The organism is Corynebacterium sp. HMSC076G08 (assembly GCF_001811515.1).
GTDB lineage: Bacteria > Actinomycetota > Actinomycetes > Mycobacteriales > Mycobacteriaceae > Corynebacterium > Corynebacterium hiratae.
In genome coordinates, this window is record NZ_KV805011.1 from 46,066 (window position 1) to 68,156 (window position 22,091).

Annotated in this window: 26 protein-coding genes; 11 read left to right on the forward strand and 15 right to left on the reverse strand. The window is 61.9% G+C overall.

The window, feature by feature from the left end; translation table 11 throughout:
• Window positions 1-44: 44 nt before the first annotated feature.
• Together HMPREF2806_RS02040 and rsmI are read right to left on the reverse strand one after the other, a co-directional pair.
• Window positions 45-1,886, reverse strand: coding sequence for a BCCT family transporter (locus HMPREF2806_RS02040; protein WP_049154220.1), 1,842 nt, complete (start codon window positions 1,884-1,886; stop codon window positions 45-47).
• A 305-nt stretch (window positions 1,887-2,191) separates the two neighbouring features.
• A complete protein-coding gene (rsmI, locus tag HMPREF2806_RS02045; RefSeq protein ID WP_049154218.1) occupies window positions 2,192-3,040 on the reverse strand; it encodes a 16S rRNA (cytidine(1402)-2'-O)-methyltransferase in 849 nt (282 codons plus the stop codon).
• Window positions 3,041-3,083: 43 nt separating this feature from the next.
• On the opposite strand from rsmI, the gene HMPREF2806_RS02050 reads away from it, so the two are divergent.
• Complete coding sequence (locus HMPREF2806_RS02050) at window positions 3,084-4,691, forward strand: dolichyl-phosphate-mannose--protein mannosyltransferase (RefSeq protein WP_369799706.1); 1,608 nt, start codon at window positions 3,084-3,086, stop codon at window positions 4,689-4,691.
• Between the two features lie 81 nt (window positions 4,692-4,772).
• Here the strand turns inward: HMPREF2806_RS02050 and HMPREF2806_RS02055 are convergent, their stop codons facing one another.
• Together HMPREF2806_RS02055 and HMPREF2806_RS02060 are read right to left on the reverse strand one after the other, a co-directional pair.
• Window positions 4,773-5,462, reverse strand: a complete 690-nt coding sequence (locus tag HMPREF2806_RS02055; protein ID WP_046646951.1) for a zf-HC2 domain-containing protein — start codon at window positions 5,460-5,462, stop codon at window positions 4,773-4,775.
• The gene (locus HMPREF2806_RS02060) at window positions 5,449-5,862 is read right to left on the reverse strand and encodes a DoxX family protein (RefSeq protein WP_070515922.1); all 414 of its coding nucleotides are present in this window, start codon (window positions 5,860-5,862) and stop codon (window positions 5,449-5,451) included. Before HMPREF2806_RS02060 ends, HMPREF2806_RS02055 begins: the two co-directional genes overlap by 14 nt.
• 19 nt (window positions 5,863-5,881) lie before the next feature.
• Between HMPREF2806_RS02060 and HMPREF2806_RS02065 the strand changes: the two genes are divergently transcribed.
• Together HMPREF2806_RS02065 and HMPREF2806_RS02070 are read left to right on the forward strand one after the other, a co-directional pair.
• Window positions 5,882-6,460 carry a methylated-DNA--[protein]-cysteine S-methyltransferase gene (locus HMPREF2806_RS02065; protein WP_232745228.1) on the forward strand — a complete coding sequence of 193 codons (579 nt, stop codon included), beginning with the start codon at window positions 5,882-5,884 and terminating at the stop codon, window positions 6,458-6,460.
• Window positions 6,461-6,503: 43 nt separating this feature from the next.
• Window positions 6,504-7,121 carry a DNA-3-methyladenine glycosylase I gene (locus HMPREF2806_RS02070; protein WP_080975044.1) on the forward strand — a complete coding sequence of 206 codons (618 nt, stop codon included), beginning with the start codon at window positions 6,504-6,506 and terminating at the stop codon, window positions 7,119-7,121.
• 12 nt (window positions 7,122-7,133) lie between these two features.
• Here HMPREF2806_RS02070 and glpR read toward each other — a convergent pair whose 3' ends face one another.
• The 4 genes from glpR to HMPREF2806_RS02090 all read right to left on the reverse strand — a co-directional run bounded on the left by glpR (window position 7,134) and on the right by HMPREF2806_RS02090 (window position 11,644).
• Window positions 7,134-8,384, reverse strand: a complete 1,251-nt coding sequence (gene glpR / locus HMPREF2806_RS02075) for a divisome protein SepX/GlpR (protein ID WP_070515925.1) — start codon at window positions 8,382-8,384, stop codon at window positions 7,134-7,136.
• A gap of 215 nt (window positions 8,385-8,599) precedes the next feature.
• Window positions 8,600-9,316, reverse strand: coding sequence for a GNAT family N-acetyltransferase (locus HMPREF2806_RS02080; RefSeq protein WP_083306486.1), 717 nt, complete (start codon window positions 9,314-9,316; stop codon window positions 8,600-8,602).
• Window positions 9,317-9,333: 17 nt separating this feature from the next.
• Window positions 9,334-10,626: a molybdotransferase-like divisome protein Glp gene (gene glp / locus HMPREF2806_RS02085; RefSeq protein WP_070510397.1), complete on the reverse strand. Its 1,293-nt coding sequence runs from the start codon at window positions 10,624-10,626 to the stop codon at window positions 9,334-9,336.
• An 88-nt stretch (window positions 10,627-10,714) separates the two neighbouring features.
• On the reverse strand, window positions 10,715-11,644 hold the full coding sequence (locus tag HMPREF2806_RS02090; protein ID WP_049154210.1) for a UTP--glucose-1-phosphate uridylyltransferase: 930 nt from the start codon (window positions 11,642-11,644) through the stop codon (window positions 10,715-10,717).
• 70 nt (window positions 11,645-11,714) lie between these two features.
• Between HMPREF2806_RS02090 and HMPREF2806_RS02095 the strand changes: the two genes are divergently transcribed.
• The 3 genes from HMPREF2806_RS02095 (at window position 11,715) to mscL (ending at window position 13,799) form a co-directional block, all read left to right on the forward strand.
• Entirely contained in the window at window positions 11,715-12,281 is a 567-nt protein-coding gene (locus HMPREF2806_RS02095) for a 5-formyltetrahydrofolate cyclo-ligase (RefSeq protein ID WP_049154209.1), read from the forward strand.
• A gap of 68 nt (window positions 12,282-12,349) precedes the next feature.
• The gene (locus HMPREF2806_RS02100) at window positions 12,350-12,994 is read left to right on the forward strand and encodes an SAF domain-containing protein (RefSeq protein ID WP_070510403.1); all 645 of its coding nucleotides are present in this window, start codon (window positions 12,350-12,352) and stop codon (window positions 12,992-12,994) included.
• 376 nt (window positions 12,995-13,370) lie between these two features.
• On the forward strand, window positions 13,371-13,799 hold the full coding sequence (gene mscL / locus HMPREF2806_RS02105) for a large conductance mechanosensitive channel protein MscL (RefSeq protein WP_046646959.1): 429 nt from the start codon (window positions 13,371-13,373) through the stop codon (window positions 13,797-13,799).
• A gap of 91 nt (window positions 13,800-13,890) precedes the next feature.
• Here the strand turns inward: mscL and HMPREF2806_RS02110 are convergent, their stop codons facing one another.
• The 7 genes from HMPREF2806_RS02110 to HMPREF2806_RS02140 form a co-directional block, all read right to left on the reverse strand.
• Window positions 13,891-14,157, reverse strand: coding sequence for a hypothetical protein (locus HMPREF2806_RS02110; RefSeq protein ID WP_046646960.1), 267 nt, complete (start codon window positions 14,155-14,157; stop codon window positions 13,891-13,893).
• Window positions 14,157-14,750, reverse strand: a complete 594-nt coding sequence (locus HMPREF2806_RS02115; RefSeq protein WP_046646961.1) for a MogA/MoaB family molybdenum cofactor biosynthesis protein — start codon at window positions 14,748-14,750, stop codon at window positions 14,157-14,159. Before HMPREF2806_RS02115 ends, HMPREF2806_RS02110 begins: the two co-directional genes overlap by 1 nt.
• A 110-nt stretch (window positions 14,751-14,860) precedes the next feature.
• Complete coding sequence (locus tag HMPREF2806_RS02120; protein ID WP_232745229.1) at window positions 14,861-16,408, reverse strand: S1C family serine protease; 1,548 nt, start codon at window positions 16,406-16,408, stop codon at window positions 14,861-14,863.
• Between the two features lie 111 nt (window positions 16,409-16,519).
• Entirely contained in the window at window positions 16,520-18,130 is a 1,611-nt protein-coding gene (locus HMPREF2806_RS02125; protein WP_070515927.1) for a HAMP domain-containing sensor histidine kinase, read from the reverse strand.
• On the reverse strand, window positions 18,127-18,825 hold the full coding sequence (locus HMPREF2806_RS02130) for a response regulator transcription factor (RefSeq protein ID WP_049154197.1): 699 nt from the start codon (window positions 18,823-18,825) through the stop codon (window positions 18,127-18,129). Before HMPREF2806_RS02130 ends, HMPREF2806_RS02125 begins: the two co-directional genes overlap by 4 nt.
• A 266-nt stretch (window positions 18,826-19,091) precedes the next feature.
• Entirely contained in the window at window positions 19,092-19,265 is a 174-nt protein-coding gene (rpmF, locus tag HMPREF2806_RS02135; RefSeq protein ID WP_010187615.1) for a 50S ribosomal protein L32, read from the reverse strand.
• A 15-nt stretch (window positions 19,266-19,280) separates the two neighbouring features.
• A complete protein-coding gene (locus HMPREF2806_RS02140; RefSeq protein ID WP_005530151.1) occupies window positions 19,281-19,550 on the reverse strand; it encodes a type B 50S ribosomal protein L31 in 270 nt (89 codons plus the stop codon).
• A 499-nt stretch (window positions 19,551-20,049) separates the two neighbouring features.
• On the opposite strand from HMPREF2806_RS02140, the gene rpmB reads away from it, so the two are divergent.
• From rpmB to HMPREF2806_RS02165, 5 genes are all read left to right on the forward strand, one after another.
• Complete coding sequence (gene rpmB, locus HMPREF2806_RS02145) at window positions 20,050-20,286, forward strand: 50S ribosomal protein L28 (protein WP_010187623.1); 237 nt, start codon at window positions 20,050-20,052, stop codon at window positions 20,284-20,286.
• Between the two features lie 2 nt (window positions 20,287-20,288).
• Window positions 20,289-20,453, forward strand: coding sequence for a 50S ribosomal protein L33 (gene rpmG, locus HMPREF2806_RS02150; RefSeq protein WP_010187624.1), 165 nt, complete (start codon window positions 20,289-20,291; stop codon window positions 20,451-20,453).
• A 3-nt stretch (window positions 20,454-20,456) separates the two neighbouring features.
• Window positions 20,457-20,762 (forward strand): 30S ribosomal protein S14, encoded by a 306-nt coding sequence (gene rpsN / locus HMPREF2806_RS02155; protein ID WP_010187625.1) that lies wholly within the window; start codon window positions 20,457-20,459, stop codon window positions 20,760-20,762.
• A gap of 15 nt (window positions 20,763-20,777) precedes the next feature.
• Complete coding sequence (gene rpsR / locus HMPREF2806_RS02160) at window positions 20,778-21,032, forward strand: 30S ribosomal protein S18 (RefSeq protein WP_010187626.1); 255 nt, start codon at window positions 20,778-20,780, stop codon at window positions 21,030-21,032.
• A gap of 218 nt (window positions 21,033-21,250) precedes the next feature.
• Window positions 21,251-22,033 (forward strand): hypothetical protein, encoded by a 783-nt coding sequence (locus tag HMPREF2806_RS02165; protein WP_070515928.1) that lies wholly within the window; start codon window positions 21,251-21,253, stop codon window positions 22,031-22,033.
• The last annotated feature ends 58 nt before the right edge of the window (window positions 22,034-22,091 follow it).

Here is a 22,091-nt window from a genome sequence, read left to right on the forward strand (position 1 = left end):
GCAATGCAGTGAGGGGGTGTATGAGAGAAATGCTCGCGCCAGAACTAGTTCTTGTGGCTGTGCTGGCGGCGGCGGGCCTTGTAGGCCTGTTCGCGCTGGAACTCGCGGTGCAGGCGACGCTCACGCGCCAGCTTGCGCTGGAAGGCCTGGGACTCGCGGTACTCGCGGTAAATTACGTCGTTGCTCAAGTCCTTGTAAATAGCGAACATGAGGCCGACGAGGATGAAGAGGAATGGCAGCGCCGCCACGATGGTGACGTTCTGCAGGTTCGACAGGGCATTCTCGCTCGACAGCAGCAAGGTCAGGCCGACAGCCGCAGTGAGCACACCCCATGCCGCGGACAGCCACGGCTTGGCGGTGGTAGCGCCAGACTGGGACATCGAGCCCATGACTGTCGACGCCGAGTCGGCCGACGTAATGAAGAACGTGGCAAGGAGCAGGGCGGCGACGATGCCCGCGATGAAACCACCGGGGAGGTTCTGCAGCAGGTTGAACAGCTCCTGCTCGGCAGACTCACCGGAGATGGAGTTGCCGTTCTGCTCCATGTGGATGGCGGTACCGCCGAAGATGGCAAACCACACCGTGGAGACACCAGCCGGGACGAGAAGCACACCAACGCAGAACTCGCGGACGGAACGGCCGCGCGAAATGCGGGCGAGGAACATGCCCACGAACGGCGACCAGGAAACCCACCAAGCCCAGTAGAAAATGGTCCAGGTAGATAGCCACTCGCCAGCGTTTCCGTTATCGGACTCAGCGGTACGAGCGATCATCTCGGTGAAGTTCGCCAGGTAGTTACCAATGGAGCCTGGGATCTGGTTCAAAATCGACACGGTTGGGCCGAAGACGAACACGAAGATGGCCAGCAGAGCCGCCAAGACCATATTGGTGTTAGAGAGGTACTGAATACCTTTGCCTACACCCGACATGGCCGACAGAATAAAGGCCAAGGTCAGCACGAGAACGATGCCGATGACGACGTTCTGCGTGGGGTTCTCAATAATTCCGGAGGCCTGCAGGCCTGCCTGAATCTGCATCGCGCCGAGGCCCAGCGAACAAGCGGTGCCAAAGACGGTGGCGAAGATGGCCAAGATATCAATGATCTTGCCTGCGAATCCGTCGGCGGCGCGCTGGCCAATGAGCGGCACGAAGGCCTGGCTCAACAACTGCTTGCGGCCAATACGGAAGGTGGAATAAGCGATGGCAAGCCCCACGATGGCGTACACGGCCCATGGGTGCAGGGTCCAGTGGAACATGGCCGTGGCCATTGAGGTTCCTACCTCATTCTCACCATGGCCCGGAACGCCGTTCTTAAAGTAGTTGAGCGGCTCGGAAGCACCATAGAACATCAAGCCGATGCCCATGCCGGCAGCGAACATCATCGCAATCCAAGAGACCGTGGAGAATTCCGGTTCCTCGTTAATCTTGCCCAAACGAATGGTGCCGAACTTCGAGGCCGCAACGCAGATAACGAAAACCACAAAAATGGTCCCGAAGAGCACATAGGCCCAGCCAAAGTTATTCACCACGAAGCTCAGAGCATTGCTGGAGAAGGAGGCAAAGCTCTCTGGAGCGGCCAAGCCCCATGCCACAAAGGCGGCAACGAGCAGGCCGGCGATTCCCACAATGGTCCAGTCGATCGGTGAATCAATGCCGCCTGGGCCAAATTTCTCGTCCTCTTCCTCCTCCACTGGCGCGGGAGCCGCCTCAGGATTGAACGCCTTGTTGGTGAGCATATCCTGAAGCTGGCTCGTGGCCGAGGAAGCCTCGAGGCGCTCGTCGACGGTGCGGTATTCCTCTACCGCGGCCGGCGAGCTCTCGCCTTGGGGCACAGCCGAAGACACCCCCGTATCCTTTACATTGTCTGCATTCGTCGAGTCTGTCATACCTCCCGACCTTGGTGCTGTCTCATCAACTAGTCAAACTAAAACGGAAACAAAAAGACTATTCACCACATGCATTTCGGGCATATAGCGTTCCTAAAGCGTCTCTCACGAGCTTCTTTGAACGACCGCTATTCCACCGCAGCTGCCGAATCTGTACCGCAACTGTGCAGCTTGCCAGCTTGTTCGGAGGCATTTCCGAGGTATGGCATCCCTACCGCGCATGCCGCGGCCACGCCGGGTCACATAACGATGCCATAACGATTGGCCCAAAAGAGACGGGCATCACCAGAATTTATTGTTAAAGCTCAGCCGCGCGCGGCGAGGTATGCATCATAGAGTTCGCGGTTGGACCACTCGGTTCCCGCTGCTGCCTGCTTGCAGGCATCCTTGGCCCGCACGCCCCGCTCAACCTCCGCACGGACCTGCTCCACGAGGGTCTCCAACGACACGGGTGCGGCATCCCCGCCCTCGATGACGACGGTGATTTCACCCCGCGCATACTCCTGCGCCCACTCGGCAAGCTCGCCCAAGGTGCCACGCTTGATTTCCTCATAGGTCTTCGTTAGCTCGCGACAGACCGCAGCGCGGCGCTCCGCGCCGAGGATCGCTGAGGCGTCGCCAAGCGTCTGCGCTAGACGGTGCGGGGATTCAAAGAAAGCAATGGCACGACGCTCCCCCACGAGGGACTCCAGCCAGGCTTTACGCGGTCCGGGTTTGCGCGGCGGGAAGGCATCGAAGAGGAAATGCCCCACCCCCAGTCCGGAAAGTGCAAGCGCAGTCGGCACCGCCGAGGGCCCCGGAAAACAGGTCACAGGCACATCCGCTTCCACCGCAGCGGTGACGATGGAGTGCCCAGGATCGGAGACCAGCGGCATGCCAGCATCCGACACCACGAGAACCGTGCCCGTCCGGGCAGCGTTGACGAGCGCGCGCGAGCGCTCCTCTTCGTTGTGGTCGAAATTGGAAACCACTTTGCCGCGGATCTCTACCCCCAGCGCCTGGGCCAGGTTACGAACGCGGCGGGTGTCCTCCGCAGCGATCACATCCGCGTGGCCCAACGCCTGCATCAATCGGGCAGAAGCATCACCGGGATTTCCCAGCGGCGTGGCGGCCAGGATGACTCCACGCGGCAGGGGTTCAAGCTGAAGACTCATACCCCCAGCATGGCACACGCACGCTAGACTCTTCCGCGTGAGTATCGCTATCCCTACTGATCGATCTGGCCACACCAGCCGCGCGCGCGTCCCCGCCGCCCGCGGCATCCATACCCGGCCAGCTCCCCCTGCTCCCCGGCACTACACCTGGACCAAGGCCGACACGATCAGCACCGCTATCATCGCTGTGCTGGCATTCATCACGCGGTTTGCAGGTCTCACCGCACCGGTCTCCGAGGGAACTCCCGTCTTCGACGAGAAGCATTACGTGCCGCAGGCATGGGATATGGTCACCAGCTGGCACAACCTCTTCCTCGGCGGCATCGAGTCCAACCCGGGCTACGGCCTGGTTGTGCACCCACCGCTGGCCAAGCAGATTGTCGCGATATCGGAGGCCATCTTCGGCTACACCCCACTGGGCTGGCGGGCCATGGCCGCGCTCTTTGGCGTGGGCACCGTGCTACTCACCATGGCGCTGGCACGCCGCTTGTCCGGTTCCTGGCAGGTGGGCTTCCTCGCCGGCCTGCTCGCCATGTGCGACGGCGTGCTGCTCGTGGCCTCCAAGTTCGGAATGCTTGATATCTTTCAGGTCTTCTTCATTGTCGCCGCCGCCTGGGCCTTGGCGCGGGATCACCAGCAGATGCGCGAGCGCCTGCACGCCGCCTTCCTGTCAGGCACGATGGGGGACTCGGACTTCGGCCCACGATTTGGCTTCCGGTGGTGGCGTTTTACTGCCGGCGTTTTCCTGGGTCTAACGCTGGCCGTGAAGTGGTCCGGCCTGTACTACATCATGTTCTTCGGTCTCATGAGCGTTTTCTCGGATCTCGCTCTGCGCCGCTTGTATGGTGTACGCCGCTACATCTTGGGCACGCTGGTACGCGATACCCCAGCAGCCCTGGCCTCACTCGTTGCGGTCCCCGTAGCCCTGTATGCGTGGTCTTGGCGCGCCTGGTTCGCCGATGAGACCGCCGTCTACCGCCACGCCAAGGTTGACGGCACGATCGAGGATGGCTCTTGGCTGCTCCACCTCCCCGAGCCTCTTGCCGGTTGGTTCTACTACCACTCCTCTGTGCTGGAGTTCCACGCCTCCTTGACCTCCTCAGGTGGCCACAGCCACCCCTGGGACTCCAAGCCATGGGCTTGGCTGGTGGCTGCACGCCCCATCCTCTACTACTCCTCCACGGACATCTCTTGCGGGGACGGCGGATCCTGCCGCAGGATGCTGTACCTCTTTGGTACCCCGGTCATTTGGTGGCTGGTCATCCCGGCGGTGCTGTGGGGACTGTGGTCCTTGCTCGTGCGACGCAACCGCGCCTTCCTCATCCCGCTCGTGGGTGCCGCGGCGGGTTTCCTGCCCTGGCTCATGGTCTTCGACCGACAGATGTACTTCTTCTACGCCACGGCGTTCATTCCGTTCGTCATCGTGCTGATCTCCCTGGCTTTGGGGCAAATGATTGGACGTGGACGGGTTCTGCAATGGCGCTGGCTCACGGAGCTTTTTGGGGCCGCGATGCCGCTGGGCACCTTCCTTACCGTATGCTACGCCGCGCTCGTCGTGGCAATGTTTGCCTACTTCTCCCCGATTCTCTACGGCTACCTCATCCCGGATTCTTGGTATCACTCCATGATGTGGCTACCGTCCTGGACCTAAGCCCCTGGCCCTACCCCCTCTGGCCCAAGCCACTTAGGCTTGGGCCCTTAGACTCGGCCTCGTAGACGTGGCCTTTAAGGCTTAGCGCGGGTTAGCGGACAACGTCCTATACACGTCCCGTAGCAAGAAGCCCCGGTCGGCCGCCCACGCCCACCCCAGGCTGGCCGTTGCGAGACCGGTGCCGATGAGGATATAAACCTGCTCCGCGACAACGCTGCCCAAGGCAAAGTCGCGCATGGTAAAGCCGCACAAGAACGCGAATATCGTGCAGACCACCGGCAGCAATCCAGGCGCTGAGGCTGGGCGCCAGGCAGCAAAAACTAAACCGCTCGCCAGGCCGAAGCGCAGCGCCGCAGCCTCCATCAGAAGGTGTGCGCGCTCCGGGTCGGCCCCTTCCGCGAGGGTTCCTTCACTGCCCAGGGTGGTCAAGCCGGAAGCACTGACGACGACCACGATCGCCCAGATCAGAAACGCCACGGCCAACACCCCGAGAGCTACCCGAGCCAGCGTGAGCGATGCCTGCCGCGCGCTGGAGGCCCGCTGCCACTCCGGCTCCACGCCAGCCAGGATGACTTCCGACAAGTCCTGCGGCGGCAGGCCCTCAGGTTCCACGAGGCTCAGTGAGCGAGACAAGGCCGCCGCCTTCTCCCGGAAGGCGGCACACTCCGGGCAGCCGGAGACATGCGCGTCAATGACATCGGGCGCCAGCTGCGGGGCTTCCCCATCGAGCTGCGCGGAGATCGCCGCTTGCACCTGCTCATGCGTCAGCACGGCTCAACACCCCATCCACACTCGCCCGGCCGGAGCCGAAGACAACGATCATGAGCAGCGACACGATGAGCACCAGCGGGTACTCGATGCCACCATCGGCGGCGAAGAGGCCATTGCCCATATGTACGAAGTACAACGCACAGGCCATAAGCAGCGCCAATGCCCCTGCCACAAAGGTGGTGAGCAGGCCGACCACGAGGGCCGCCCCGCCCAGCATTTCTGCGAAGGAAGCCAAGTACGCCGAGGTTTGCGGCTGCGGGACACCCCATGCGGAGAATTGACCGGTTACCTCGTCCATTCCGCTAAAGAACATCTTGTCCACACCGTGCGCGACGAAGATAACTCCCAGCACCGCGCGGAAGATGAGCAGCGCGGCATCGCGTACGGCGGGTCTATTCATGGTTCATAGACTACCCTGGATGGCCACCTCCCTCCGAAAGGACTCCCCTCCTACCATGCACACGTGGACCTCGCTGGACACTCTGCTCGGCCGTCTTCTCCTTGTCGCCTCTAAGCGGGGTTTGTCACGGGTGTATTTCCCCGGTGAGTCCCCGGATCTCAGCGGTCTTCAGCGCCTCCCCGATGGCCCTACCAGCCCCCGACATCACAGTGTTGCGGGCGCTGGTGTTGCGGGGGCCGACGTCCTCGTCGCCGCTGCCCAGCAGATCACCGAATATTTTGCGGGCACGCGCAAGGACTTTGAGCTGCTTCTCGACGTCCCCGCGTCCCCGCACACCTTCCGCGACCGCGCACAACGTGCGCTGCGTGATATCCCGTTCGGCGAGCGCTGGACCTATTCGCGCCTCGCTGCCGCCGCCGGTAGTGCGCAGGCCGCCCGCGCTGCTGGAAGCGCCTGTGCAACGAACCCGCTTCCCATCGTGGTGCCGTGCCACCGCGTCGTTCCGGCAAGCGGCGGCCTCGGCTCCTATCGTGGGGGCACGGCCGCGAAGCAGATGCTATTAGAGCACGAGGCCGCACTCTGCGGCACGAGGCCGTGAGAGCCGTGGGAACCGATGAGCGGATTCTGCAGTCTAAAAAGGCATGACTAGTACACAGATGGCAAACGATACGAGACTTGTTTATGACTCCGCGGGGCTTGGCCGCCCCGCCTGGGCAATGACCTCCCCGCTTCTCCAGGAGTATTACGACACCGAATGGGGTATGCCCGTCCATGAGGAATCCGCCCTACTGGAACGCCTCTGCCTGGAAGGTTTCCAGGCCGGGTTGAGCTGGGAACTAGTGCTGCGCAAGCGCGAAGCCTTCCGCGCTGCCTTTGTGGGCTTTGATGCAGACCTACTGGCCAGCTTCGGGGAGGAAGAAGTCGAGCGCCTCATGAACAATGCGGGGATCATCCGCAACCGCTTGAAAATCAACGCGGTGCTTAACAACGCGAAGGCCACGGTGGCCTTGCGGGAGACAGGCGGGCTCGATGAATTCATCTGGAGCTTCCTGCCCGCTGACACGATTGCGCCGGAAAGCGAAGAGGATATTCCAAAATACACGCAAGAAGCCTTGGACATGTCCAAGGCTTTGAAGAAGGCCGGCTTCAAATTCGTCGGCCCAGTGACGTGTTTCTCCCTGATGACGGCCATCGGGATGGTTGACGCCCACCTAGTAGGCTCCCATCGCCGCGGCACATCCGGCATCTGGCCGGCCTAGGGGCCGGGTGGATTAACCAACTCGGCGGGCTGCTAGGTCATCGCGGCGCTGGCGTGGAGAGGGATGGGGACCGTCGAAGCCATCGTCGCTATCGCCCTCCGAGTAGACGGGCAGGTAGTCAAAGTCCGGGCTTTCATCATCGATTTCCAGGATGAGTGCGCCCGGGCGGCGCAAGTTGGGTGGCAGCGACTCGGCAGGGTTCTCCGCATTACGCACACCCAAACGAGCGCGGCGCAGGTGGTAGACGCGTCGGCGCAGCAGCTCCCGCTCGCGGCGCACCTGGGCGCGCAGTGCCACCAGGTAGACCATGGTCATAACGCCGGCAATACCCGCCAGCCACCACGTCCAGCTCCCCACGACAATGCCCAGGCACACCGTAGCTACCACTGCTACCGCCAAGCCGATGAGCGTGCGCTGGCGGCGCTGATAACGCGTGGCGGAGGCTTCCTTTTCCTTCACCGGATCCCAACCGCCGCGGCCTAGGCGGCGCTGGGCGAAGGCCAGTTCCTCGGCGGACAACTCGGTATCGCTTCCGCCCATTTCCTCGTCCTCAGTCTCAGCAGCAACAAGGTCCCCGCCCTGCGGGACGGCGTCCGAACCTTCCTCTGCGCCTTCGACATCAGTGCTCTCCGCTTCAACCGCTGCTTCATCGGCGCTGTTCACATCCGCCGCTGCCGGTGCTTCCTTCACCGCGTCGATGGCACCCGGATACATCAGATCAACCGGCGAAGTATAGGTCTCGTCGAAGTCATAGGCATCCTCGGCCACGCCGGCGTTGGCAGGAGCCGTGAATACCTCCGCGGCATCCGCCTCAACGTTCTCAGCCTCCTGCTCCGACCCATGATCATCCTCGGCAGCGTCGTCGGAATCGTCCTCGAGCTCGAAGTCCGTCTCGGCGTCCTCAGCTTCTACGACTTCGCCATCAATCGTGTCCGCCACTACGGATTCGGCAGCGCTCTTTCCTTCGCCATCGCCCTGGAGCGACTCCGCGGTATCAGCAACCCCCTCGGCCTCAACCAGCTCATACTCGGCTTCCTCATCGCTGGCCTCCGCTGCTGCCGGGGCGTGCGGGCGGATGTCCTCCTTGCCCAGGCGCGGTTTACGGCGGCCCGGCACGGAGCCGGAATCTCCTTCGAAGAGCACGCGGGTCTCTTCAAAGGCCTCACCTGTGTGGCTCATCGGACGCTGCGAGCGCAAAAGCAACGGAGCGAGGATGAAGAGCCACAGCACGATTACGAGAATGATCGGCACGGCAGTCATCATGTGGCTGAGTCCCACTTTCAGGGGTCGACGAAAAAAGGGAATATAACTAGGCCCCTACTCTAGCTGCCCAACCCCGCCCCGTGGGCACCAACGAACCCCTAAATTACAAGGTTGTTACTCAAGTGAAAGCAGAGGTAGTTAACCTAAACAATCCCCCAACCCATCACCTGCTAAGCCTGCTAAGCCAACAGCTAAGCCAACAGCTAAGCCACCTGCTACGCCCCCGCGATTCGTCCCGCCGCACGGAGGCGCTCCACCGCCCCAGAGGCAAAATCCTCGCGATTAAGAGCCAAAAAGTGATGGTCCCGCCACGCGCCGTCGATATGCAGGTTGCGGCGCAGGAACCCTTCATCGCGGAACCCGTTGCTGTGCAGCACCTTGCCTGAAGCGGGGTTCTCCGGCAGATAGGTGGCCGTCACACGATGCAGCCCCACACGATAAAAGGCATGGTCCACGCCAAGAGCACAGGCAGCAGTAGCCACGCCCGCACCGTGCACCGCGGAATGCACCCAATAGCCAATCCAGCATTCGCTGACCCCTCCATGCTGGATATTGCCTAAGGTCAATTGTCCACGGAAGTGGCCATCAACCTCAATGACCAGCGGCACCACTGTCCCGGCCCGGGCCGAGTCACGCAGAAACATCAGGTGATTCCACCAAGCCGACTGGGAGTGCGCCGCATCCCACTCCGTCGGCAGCGTCGGCTCCACCGGTTTGAGGAAATCCCTATCCTCGATGCGCTGCCGTCGCCACGCCGCACCATCCCTCCGCAACAGGGGGCGTAAACGTAGCGTCGCCCCGCGCGGGAAGACACGAGACTCCCGCAGCCGTACCGCGGGTGTAGCTTCTGGCCAGCCCGGATGATCGGGGTTGACCCCACCGGTGGCGGGGGTGGAAAAGCGCCCCGCGGCGGTACCAAAAGGATCAAGCATGACGTGTGTGCCGGCGGCTAGCTGCGCTGGGTCAGGAACAGGACGTCCACCACGTCCCCGGGACGGATCTCTGTCACTTCCTCCGGAATGCGGATCATCGCGTTCGCTTCCGAGAGCCCTGCGAGCAGGTGCGCCGGCGCACCCGCCGCACCGCCCAGTCCTTCCACCAGATAGTCGGAGGTTTCGGCATCCCGCATGAGCCGGGCGCGGATGTAGCCGCGGCGCCCCGGGCGGGATTCCATGTGGTTGAGCACGCGTGCGCGCACCACGCGGCGTTGGCCGCTGCGCTTGCCCAGGGAGAGACGGATCAACGGGCGCACAAAGACCTCAAAGATAACCAGCGCGGACACCGGGTTCGAGGGCAACAGGAAGGTCGGGATGCGCTCCTCCCCCAACAGACCGAAGCCCTGGACCGATCCTGGGTGCATGGCTACGCGTGAGGTATCCACATCTCCCAACTCATCAAGGACCTCGCGGATTTCTTCCGACCCCGCGCCACCCACGGCACCGGAGATCACCAGCACCTCGCTGCGCGCCAGGTAGGTTTCCAAAGCCTCGCGCACGCGACGCGGCTCGCCGGCGGCGATGCCGACGCGGTGCACGTCCGCGCCCGCCTCCTTCGCGGCCGCTGCAAGCGAATAAGAGTTCACGTCGAAGACTTGACCTAGGCCGGGCTCGCGGTCGACGTCGACAAGCTCCTTGCCAAAGGACACGATGGTCACGCGCGGGCGGGGGTACGCCAGCACCTTCGAACGCCCCACTGCCGCGAGCAGGCCAATCTGCGCTGGGCCCAAGATGGTACCGGAGGATACGGCAACATCCCCGGGCTGAATATCATCACCCACGCGGCGCACGAAGTCCCCCGAGCGCACCGGGCGGTGCGAGGTCACGCGCTTGCGGCCGCGGTCGGTCCACTCGAGAGGAAGGACGGCGTCGGCAAGCGTCGGCAGAGGCGCGCCCGTGTACACGCGCACCGCTTGCTTGGGCTGCAAACGCAAAGGCTGGCGCGACCCTGCAGGAACCTCCCCCACTACAGGCAGGGAACGCTCAATCTCCGTCTCCGTGGCGGGTGCATCCGCATCCTCAACGTCGTGGCGGGAGCGTGCCTTGAGGGCCTTTTCTCCCCCAACGTCCACGGCGCGCACGGCATAGCCATCAATGGCTGCTTGCGGAAACCCCGGGAGCGGCTGGTTTGCCTGCACCTCCTCCGCGCACTTGAGACCTAGGGCATTCGCGATGGCGATGCGTACCGGCTCGGGAGTCATCGCTGCATCAAGAATGAACGCCATCTGGTCATCGACCGAACGCATGTACCGCCTGCCTTTACTCTGGGGTATGTGGGGCCTAAAGGGATGGAAGTTACTGGAGTAGAGCTTAGCGCGCTAGGCGTGCGAAGGCTTAGCCCTTCAGCCCCTTTTCTTCTTCGTAGTCCTCCACAATCTTCTTGATCGCCTTGTAGAGTGCAGGACCGTACTTCTCATCACGCAGACCAAAGTCAACGTTGGCCGGGATGTACCCACCCGGGTTGCCCAGGTCGTGGCGCTTGCCCTGGTGAACTACGACGTGAACGGGGTGGCCTTCCTTGATAAGGAGCTCGATGGCATCGGTCAGCTGCAGCTCCCCGCCCTTTCCTGGCTTGATGCGGCGAAGGGCATCAAAAATCTTCCTGTCGAGCAAGTAGCGCCCAGTGGCCACGAGGTTCGAAGGCGCATCTTCCGGATCCGGCTTCTCCACCATGCCCACGACCTTCTTCACGCCCGGCGCGTTGGTGTCCTCGACGTCGAAGACGCCGTAGTTATAGGTCTCCTCGCGCGATACCTCGAAGGCGCACAGCACGCTGCCGCCCAGGGCGGCGCGAACCCGGGCCATCTCGCCCATGACGGTGGCCGGCAGGACAATGTCATCCGGCAGCATGACGGCGAAGAATTCTTCGTCATCCTCCAACACGGATTCCGCCAAGCCCACCGCGTGGCCCAGGCCCAGCGGTTTTTCCTGCTCCACGGAAATCGGGTGGATCAACTGAGCAGCACGCTTGACCTTGGCCACTTGCTCGTCTTTGCCGCGGGCGTCGAGGGTCTCGACGAGATCGGGGAACTCATCAAAGTGCCGCATCACTTCCTGCTTGTTCGGCGCGGTAATCACCGCAAGGCGCTGGGCGCCCACGGACGCGGCCTCTTCCGCAATGAGTTCAATACCCGGCGTATCAACGACGGGGAGCAGCTCCTTCGGTACGGTCTTGGTGGCGGGCAAGAAGCGGGTGCCCATGCCAGCAGCGGGAACAACGACCGTAGCGATCCCGGTGTGGGAATCCTCGTGTGCAATAGCCATAAGTTCCACTTTACAATGCGCCCTTCCCGCTCCCGTGCTGCGCTACGCCGTCCCGCTATGATTGACAACCATGACGACCTCCCCCAAGGACGCCTTAAGATCCTCACTCCTGAACGCTCGGCGCGAGCGCAGCGCCGAGCAGCGCGCTGATGACAACGCCGCGTGGTGCGCCGGTGTGGGTGAATTACTCACTCCTGCGATGCGTGTTGCCGCCTACCATCCCCTGGGCACAGAGCCGGGTGGCCCCGACTTCGTGGAGACCGTGTCCGCACTCTGCAAGGAGGTCTACCTTCCCATTTCAGGCAAAAACGGTGAGCTCTTGTGGACGCTGTATGGCGGGCCGGAGGCCATGCGCCCAGGGGCATTAGGGATTGCAGAGCCCGTCGGGCAGCGCCATAGCAGCGAAATCCTGGCGCACCTCGACCTCATCTTGGCGCCCGCAATGGCGGTGAGCGAGTCAGGCATGCGCCTCGGAAAAGGCGCCGGCTACTACGACCGCGCACTCACCCCGCTTCCCACTGGGAACCCGCCTGTCGTGGCTCTCGTCCACTCCAGCGAGGTCCGGGACGTCCCCTTCGAGGAACACGACCGTCCCGTCGATGGCATCCTCACCGAGCGCGGGATGCGCTGGCTTTAATCGGCCCCTTCTCAGATTCCATGCCGCCGCCTGGGAACCGCGCGGGTCGGAGCGCAGTCTAAAAAGGTATGGACTTTCTTCACGTTCTGCGCACCCCCGGGCATCGCCGCAGCGTTCTTCTGCGCCGCGTAACGGCCGCAGTCTTGCTCGTGGCCGCGGCGGCCAGCGCGCTCGCTTCTACCCGTGAGCAGCCGCGCGTGGTGGTCATGGCCCGGGACGTCGCCGCCGGGGAGACGCTGGCACTTGGCGATGTCTCCGTGGCCCGCGTCCCCTCCTCCGCTCTCCCCGCCACGGCGTTGGGGAGCAACCCGGAAGATGCGGTGGGGCGAGTTCTGGTGGCGGCGGCCAGCGCCGGCGAAATACTTACCACCACCCGGCTGCTCAGTTCGGACCTCATCGCAGACTTCGGGATGGAAGACGGCCACCTTATCCCACTCACGCTCGCCGAGCCAGACGTTGCCCGCAACCTCCATCACGGCGATACGGTCAATATTGTCGGTGCCCTCGACGGTGGTGACGACGCTTCCCTCCCCGCCCGCGGTTCAACGATTGCCCGTGGCGCACGCGTCGTGTCGGTGGGTGCCGGCGGAGAGGATGCCCGCACGCACACACTCCTCGTTGCGCTACCAGCCGAAGCAGCCGAAGCTGTGGCAGCCGCGTCACTGGCACAACCGCTCACGGTTGTCATTGTGGGCGACCGCGCCCACAGTTAAGCTATGTTGTGAAGATCATCGCGTTTGCACTGGTAGGCCTCCATAAGATGTTGCCACGACACGCAAACTCTGCCTACTATAGGCACATCCACTCAGGCGCTTTTTGCTCTTGCAGTCTCGCGACTGCCGCGCGACCCCGCGGCACCACCTGCAGGATGGCGTACAGAAGTGGCTTTCGCTATTCCAGTATTTCCACATGCTTCGTCTTACGTTGGCGTCCCTGCGCATCTAGGGCCTCTCTTAGAGAGCATTATGGCTCTATGCCTGCTTTTCTCCGACTTTTCTGAACAGCGCGCCTGCGCAGAGTGCGGACTACGCAAAGCAGACGCTTAAGACACAGGAAGCACCTACCCCCGTAGATAGGACAACCACCACCATGCTCAAGGGCTTTAAAGATTTCATCCTGCGCGGCAACGTCATCGAGTTGGCCGTAGCGGTCATCATCGGTGCCGCCTTCACCGCGATCGTCACCTCCATCACCGATCACATCATCCAGCCGCTGATTAACTCCCTCGGCTCCCCAGACTTTGGTGGCCTGGGCTTCGCAATTACCGATAACCCGGAGACCTTCCTGGACTTCGGTGCAGTCATCACCGCCCTTATCAACTTCCTCATCGTTGCCGCTGTCATCTACTTCGTCATCGTTGCTCCGATCAACGCCGTCACCGAGCGCACTAAGCGCCGCCAGGGCGTTGACCCGGAGGAGCCGGCTCCGACCACCGAGCAGCTGCTCGGCGAGATCCGCGACCTGCTCGCTGCTGAAAACGGTGGCACCACCACCAACAAGCCTGGCTCCAGCATCTAAGCCAACAGCCCCACGCCTAAAAATCCCGCAGAACCGGCATTTCGCCGAAGCTCTGCGGGATTCTCTTATGCCTCCGCCCGCTGCTCACGCACTACTGCGTGGTGCCAAAATGCGGCGGCATGTTCTCGCGGTAGAAGGCCTCTCCCGTGGCCTCGTCCTCGCTGTCACCACCGGGGCCGCCTGCGTCCGCATCTAAGCTCACGGTGCGCAGCTCATCGGCCCCTGCGGCGGAAGAAGAGCCAGCGGACCCTGACATTGGCCCGTGAGGAACATCGAAGCTGCGATCGTAATTCTCGGCCGTCGACGGACGCTTCACGCGACGGCGCGCCCGCGGGGTACGCGGTGTGGAATCAGCCATTAGACGCTGGACTTCTGCAGCTGATCGACGAGGTGGTGCACCAAGGGGGTCAGCGTAGCCATTCCATCACGTACCGCCGCGCGGGAAGATGCGACGTTGACGATCACCGTTGAACCAGACACTCCCGAAATGCCGCGGGATGTGCACGCATCCACCGCACCGCATGCTTGGCCGGAGGAGCGCAGGGCCTGGGCCACGCCAGGGACCATTTGGTCCAGCACCGCGCGAGTCGCCTCTGGGGTCTTATCGCGCGGGCCAACGCCCGTGCCGCCAATCGTGAGGACCAAGTCAACGCCCCCGACCACGCCGGTTTCAATCGCCTGCCGGATCTTGGACTTCTTGGAACGAACGATTACTGCGCCGTCGACGGTGAAATCAGCTTCAGCCAACAGTTCGCCCGCCAAGCGCGACGTGTCCTGCGCTGCATCATCTGGGTGGTCGGTGACGATCACGACGAGCGCGCGGCGCGGTGCTTGCACACTTTGTTCTTGTTCGCTCGCGATGAGGAAGGCGTCATCTGGTTCGGTGACATCATCGAGTTCGCGTGAGGCATCGCGCCCCAGCAACTCAGTTGCGTCGGTGTTTTCTGCCACGGAGGTTCTCCTTAAAGGTAGGGGCGGAATCTTCCGGTAGTGGTTTCTTCACAAGGTCTCAGGGTGCGGTGTTCGTGCGGCGCTTACGCACCGCCCAAGTATTTGTTAACTTACTCGCTCGCCAGAGTTACCTCTACCTTTCTCACATCTTCGCTGTCTCGGCTCCGTACCTCCAGGGTCACGGTCGCGCCGAACTCCTGGGAACGGGTTGCCGCGATGAGGGCATCAGAGCTTTCAATAAGCCGATCGTTGACGCGGGTGACCACGTCACCAGACTTGAGCCCTGCCTTATCGGCTGGGCTATCGCGTTCTACATCGACGATCTCCGCACCAAGGGTGTCGCTTTGCGCGCGGACCTTAACGCCCAAGGTTGGGTGCTTGACCTTGCCATTGTTGATGAGCTCATCGGCCATCCGCTTGGCAAAGTTGGAGGGAATAGCGAATCCCAGGCCGATGGAACCGCCCTCGGAATTCGAGCCACCCGATAGCGAGGCAATCATCGAGTTCATTCCAATGATGTTGCCTTCCATGTCCACCAAGGGGCCACCGGAGTTGCCTGGGTTGACGGCGGCGTCGGTCTGGATGGCGTCGATCAGCGAGGACTCCCCGCCCTCCTGCGAAGCACGGACGGGACGGTTCTTCGCCGAGACAATTCCGGAAGTCACCGTAGCGTTGAGCCCCAACGGGGAACCTACGGCAACGACCTCTTGCCCCACCGCGGCTGCGTCCGAATCACCGAACTGTAGGAAGGGAAGATCGTTAACGTCATCGATCTTGATGACAGCAACGTCCGTGGTCGCATCCGAGGCCACAAACGTGGCGCTGTGGCGCGAACCATCATTCATGGTCACTTCCAAGCGCCCACCTTGATCCGCGCCGGCGACGACGTGGTGATTGGTCAGCACGTAGCCGTCCGGGGAAATAATCGAGCCCGAGCCTTCGGCACCGCCGGAGCGAGTAATGGAGTAAATGGATACCACTGCTGGAAGTACCTTCGATGCCACGTCCTCGACGGAGCCGTCGGCAGGCTCTTTACCGGTGCTGTTGGCCACGGGCTGGCGCTCCAAGACCTCATTGACCGTCGAGGTGGAGGATTTGTCTTTGCCCACCGTTCCGACCACCGCGCCGGTAACACCGCCGGCAGCGATGAAGGCTACGAGCATCATGGACAGCGCAGTGCCCAGGCCGACCTTGCGCTTGGCCTTAGGCTCATCGCTCGGTTCCACGACCCGTACGCCTGCCCCCTCTTGGCCCCCGAAGAACTGGTTCTGATTACCAGCATGCGCCGCAGTGTAGCGCTGACCGGCATAAGGCTGTGTTCCCTCCTGCGAGTGCTGCCCTGTCGAAGGCTGCTGTGCTGCCGAACGCTGCTGGCCTTGTTGACCGAATCCATAATTCGAACCGCCATACGGCGCCTGCGCCCCGTAAGGTGCCTGGGAAGGCTGGTTACCAAAAGAAGTAGGCCGGGCTCCCTGCCCCGCCTGGCTTCCGTAGGGCGACTGTCCGCCTTGCCTCGATGTATCCGACCGCGGCTGATTCCAGCCATTCGATTCACTTCCCGCAGAAGGTACCTCGCCTCGCTGCTGTGACTGTCCCCGTCCGTCAGAGTTCTGCGGGCTATCCATGGGGTTATCCATGTTCGACTTCCTCATATTCATGTCAGGTAGTGTGCACCATCGCGCTGGCGCATATCTGATACTAATCTGCCAGTGTGCTACGAGAAGCTGGACGTTTCCTGTGCGCCTTGAGCTGGGGTGATCCCTGACACACTAGCCCTGATTGAACCACCGCTCCGCAAAGATATGGCCGCGGTCGTTGCGCTCCTTCGGTTGGTCCGCCGCGGGGTCGTGTAGCTGCCCCGCTGACTGCTGCTCAGTGGAGAGCTCGGAATGGTAATCGTAGGGCACGTCTTCCAGCCCGTCCACCAAAGCATCGCCTTCGGTGGGGTGCCCTGGCAGGATAACCTCCATGCGCGTTCCGCCGTCCGCGGAATCCTTGATGGTGATCTCTCCGTTGTGCCTCTCCACCACGGATTTCACGATTGCTAGGCCCAATCCGGATCCCGGCATGGCACGGGCTTCAGCAGAACGGTAGAAGCGCTCAAATACCTTGTCCCGTTCCTCCGGAGCGATGCCGGGGCCAGAATCGTCAACGCGCAGGCGCACCTTGTCAGGGGCGATTTGCCGCATGGACACGCGCACGGTCCCCGTCGGCGGGGACCACTTCGCAGCATTGTCCATAAGGTTGAGGGTGGCACGGCCCAGCGCAAAAGGATCGCCGTCGATCATCCACGGGATAAACCGCACGCGGAAGTCCACGTCAGGACGGCGGCGCTTGGCGCGGTTGAGCGAATTCTCCAACACTTCGTGCAGCTCAACGGGCTCCGGCTCCTTCTCAGTGGCGTCCTCGCGCGCTAGGTCAACCAAGTCACCGATCAGGGTGGCCAATTCCGACATCTGCGCCATTACGTCATCTTCGAGGTCGCGCCGGTCTTCCTCACTGATGCCAAACCCGCCACCGGACTTATTGAGCATCATGAGAAGCTCAATGTTCGTCCGCATGGACGTCAGCGGGGTCTTAAGCTCGTGGCCGGCATCAGCCACAAACTGTGATTGCTGCACGCGCGCGTGCTGCAGGGCGGAAAGCATTCGGTTAAAGGACACAGTAAGTTGTGCCATTTCATCGTTGCTCTCCACGGCAATCGGCCGCAGGTCATTGGTCTGCGTCACGTAATCAGCAGCCCGCTTGAGGCGAGCGATCGGCTCCATGCCGGTCTTGGACACCACCATTCCCGCGAAGACGGAAAGCAGCACGCCAAAGGCCACGATAATCAGCAGCGCGGAGCCCACCGCGGACACAATCTCCTCCGTGGGACCAAGGTCCTTGGCCAGGACTACCGTGGCGCCACCTTCCTGGGACTTGGCCAGCACGCGCTCACCACCCAGGGTACGGATGGAGCTTTCCATGGTGTCCCCGTCCGGTTTAAAGTCCCCACCCACCGGCAAGGCGTCACCATAGGAAAAGGTAGCTGCTGGCGGAGAGATAGAGACCCGAGTCGAAGGATTGTAGAGCTTAAAAGAAGCGATCTCCTGATCGATATTCTCCACGAAGCGCGGATCCTGTGCCTGCTCCATCAGCACGTCCGCTTGCTGCATGATTTGCTTGTCGACGCTCGCCGTCATCGACGCCGCAACCAACCAGTAGGTCACCAACGTCATCACTGCCACCGAGACAGCGACAACGACACCAGTAACCAAAGAAAGGCGCCACCGAAGCGGCGCCCGCGAAGCCCAGCCGCGACGACCTGACAGGCCCAACCACGCCGTGGAATCTAGGTCTTCAGAAGGCACCGCGTCGGGCGCGGGCCTCCGCAAAATCACGCGATAGCCTCCCTCATGACATAGCCGACGCCACGCACGGTGTGGATAAGTCGCGGCTCGCCATCTTCTTCGGTCTTCTTACGCAGGTAGCCGATGTACACCTCGAGAGCGTTGCCTGAGGTAGGGAAATCATAGCCCCATACTTCTTCCAGGATGGTGTTGCGGGAGAGCACCTTGCGCGGGTTCTCCATGAGCAAGCGCAACAAGGCGAATTCGGTGCGCGTCAGGGAAATCTGACGGTCGCCACGAGTGACTTCACGCGTATCGGCATCGAGCTTGAGGTCCTCAAAACTCAGCTGGGTTTCAACGGGCTGCTGCTTGCTGATCGACTCCGCAGCAGCACGACGGACCAGGGAACGAACACGAGCCAAAAGCTCTTCAAGAGCGAAAGGCTTGGGCAGGTAATCGTCGGCACCCGCATCGAGCCCTGCAACGCGGTCAGACACGCCATCACGAGCCGTGAGCACGAGGATTGGACGGTCCCAACCCTCACTGCGCAAGGTTCGGCAGACTTCCAAGCCGTCCATGTTCGGCATCATCACATCGAGGATGAGCAGTCCTGGGTTCTCCCTGTGGACCATCTCGACAGCCTCTACGCCATCGGCGGCCAACATTACGTCGTAGCCATTAAACTTCAAGGAGCGGCGAAGCGATTCGCGTACGGCCTGCTCGTCATCCACGACAAGAATCTTCATGTTTCCAATTATGTCCTATCTAAGGCGCATTCACGAAGTGGGCCTAGTTCTTTCGCCCCCTTAAATCACCCCTTAAGATTTTATTCACCCCACTACCCGTGGCATCAGCGAACGCCCAGACAAGAAAGGCACCGCAGCCGAGCACTGCAGCCTCGAGAATGAGTCACTGCAGCGGGCAACTAGGCCAACACAAATGCCCCGAGGGATTCACTCAGAAAGGGTGAATCCCTCGGGGCAGAATTCGCAGCCTTGAGGCTTAGAAAGCCTTAGAACTGCTCCACGTCGACCAGGCCGAGCTTGGCGGCCTTCACCAGACGGCGCGGGATGCGCACGGTCTGGCCGTCGATGGTGACTTCCTGGAGGGCGACGTTGTCAGCCTTCCACTGGGAACGGCGAGAGTGGGTGTTCGCGCGGGACTTCTTAAACTTAGGAGTTGCCATCTTTTCCTATCCTCCTTACGCGTTCTTCTTCTTGCGGCGAGCCATTGCACCGAAGCGCTGGTTGAACTTCTCAACGCGGCCAGCGGTATCCATAACGCGCTGGGCACCGGTCCAGAACGGGTGGGACTCAGCGGTGACGTCAACGACGATGAGCGGGTACTCGTTGCCGTCTTCCCACTCAACGGTGCGATCGGAGGTAGCGGTGGACTTGGTCAGGAAGGAGTGGCCGGTACCGGCATCCTTGAAGACCACCGGGTGGTAATCCGGGTGGATATCTTTCTTCATATGTCGATTCCCTCAGGGTTGAACTACGGGTCGGTTCCTTCCGCAACACATCTCCGGCGTGGAAGGAAGTGTGAAAGGATCGTGCCCGAGTTGGGTCTCTATACTTACAAACTGTGCGGCTCGTGCCGACAACTTGACATATCCTACAGGCCACCAGCATTAAAACCGAAATCGCTCTGGCCGCCACCGCCGCGCTCCGACGGACAGAATCCACAACCACACCCCTCACCTGCCCCTTCGGCAGGAACGCGCCGTAGATCAGGTATAGATCAGAGGTATCCACACCGGCCCGCACGCCGGCGGTGATTAGGTTCTGCAGGCTGTGGCATGTAAGATTTCCCCTTGCTGTTGTCAAAGTAATCGTTTTACGCCCCCATCAACTGGTGTTCAACGGATTAAGCCTCCTGCTCAACCTCACTTTTTCGAGCGCCGCGCCTCACCGCGGAAATAGGCCTCCGTTAGTCGCTTTCGATGTGGGCGGCTAGGAGAAAGAAGACCCATGTCGGCTATTTGCCAGGTAACGGGCCGCAAGCCGGAATTCGGCAAGCAGGTCTCGCACTCGCACCGCCGCACCTCGCGCCGTTGGAACCCCAACGTGCAGCGTCGTCGGTACTACCTGCCCTCTGAGGGCCGTACCATCACCCTGACCGTTTCCACCAAGGGCATGAAGATCATCGACCGCGATGGCATCGAGTCCGTCGTGGCTAAGATTCGCGCACGTGGGGAGAAGATCTAAAGATGGCACGTAATGACATCCGTCCAATCATCAAACTGAAGTCCACTGCGGGCACCGGTTACACCTACGTGACCCGTAAGAACAAGCGCAACAACCCGGATCGCATCACCTTGAAGAAGTTCGATCCGATCGTCCGCAAGCACGTCGAATTCCGCGAGGAGCGATAATTTATGGCTAAGAAGTCAAAAATCGCCAAGAACGAGCAGCGCAAGGAAATCGTCGCCCGCTACGCGGAGCGTCGCGCTGAGCTCAAGGCAATCATCAAGAACCCGAACACCCCGGACGAAGAGCGCCTCGAGGCGCAGTTCGAGCTGAACCGTCAGCCGCGTGACGCCGCCCGCGTTCGCGTCCGTAACCGCGACTCCGCTGATGGACGTCCGCGCGGTTACCTCCGCAAGTTCGGTCTGTCCCGTGTCCGTATGCGCGGCATGGCTCACCGTGGTGAGCTGCCGGGCGTTCGCAAGTCCAGCTGGTAAAGGGGTACCCATACAATGGCTGTCAAGCGTAATAACCACAAGAAGTTCCGTATGGAGCAGACCCGCCGCCCGAAGAAGAACCCGCTCAAGGCCGAGGGCATTGAGAAGGTTGACTACAAGGAGATCAAGACCCTGCGTCTGTTCATCTCCGACCGCGGCAAGATCCGCTCCCGTCGCGTCACCGGTCTGACCCCGCAGCAGCAGCGTCAGGTTGCTACTGCCGTCAAGAACGCACGCGAAATGGCTCTCCTGCCGTTCACGTCCCGCTAAACACTAGCTGGTTTCAACAGCGCACTTTTGCCGCTGTACTCGTGACTCACTAGGACAGGACAAAAGAGCTTTCAGGCCGCCGCCTCCTTCCCCCTCTCGGGGCAGGCAGGCGGCGGTCGTCGTTTTCGCGGTTAGGGCGGTTGCTCTGCCGGCCCACAAATTCCCAGTGCTACATTGAAGAGCTAGAAAGCCCCTGACGGAAAGGCAATTAACACCTGATGCCGCTGCACGAATCCCTCACCGATCTCAGCGAACTGGCCGCCCACTGCCACTCCCCCGCCCACGCGCGTGGGCTATTGGAAGAAGCCCAGGACCTTCTGCGCAATGCCACCGCCCACCGGACCGACGGGGTCGAGCTTGCGGCGTGGTTTTCCCGCGTGGTCACCGATATTGTTCGCTCCCCAGGCCTCGCTAGCCCTGTGCGGCTGACAGGCGCTGCCGCCCGCGGGGATCTTCTCCCCTCACTTCCCATCACCTGGCTGGGCGCCGACGAGCAGCTGGAGCAAGTCATCATCGAGGCCGGATTGCCCTGCGGCGCGGTGGAGGAATGCGCCTCAACCCGCGCTGATGCCGGCCTGCCGCTGGGCACCGGCGGCGAGGAGGAACTCTATGCCGAGGCTGTTTCGCAGCGCCCAGCGCCCCTCAAACTCGTGGATGGGCTGCCGGACCGCTCCGCCGAGGTGTCCATTCGCCGTTCCCTACTCGCCCCCGTTTCTGCCATCGCCCGCTGGGCAGCGCCGGCACCTCGGCCCACCCCTGACCGCCTTGCTATTGGCGTGGAGCGCGAATTGCTCACCTCGGCCGAGGCAGAAGGCCTGAGCCTGGCGTGGGGCACGGGCATCGCGCTGGAATTGGGGCGGTGGTACGACGGCGTCGACAAGCACAGCGTTATTCTCGAAGACCTTCCGCCATTGGACCGCACCGCCTACGGCTCGGCGTGCCGCACAGTCTCCGCTGCCGTCGAATCCATAATGATCCGGCACGGTAATGTGGTTAGCTGAAGTCAAAGCTACGCTTTGACGAACGCCGTTCGCGGCGGGGTGTACGATTACTGACTTG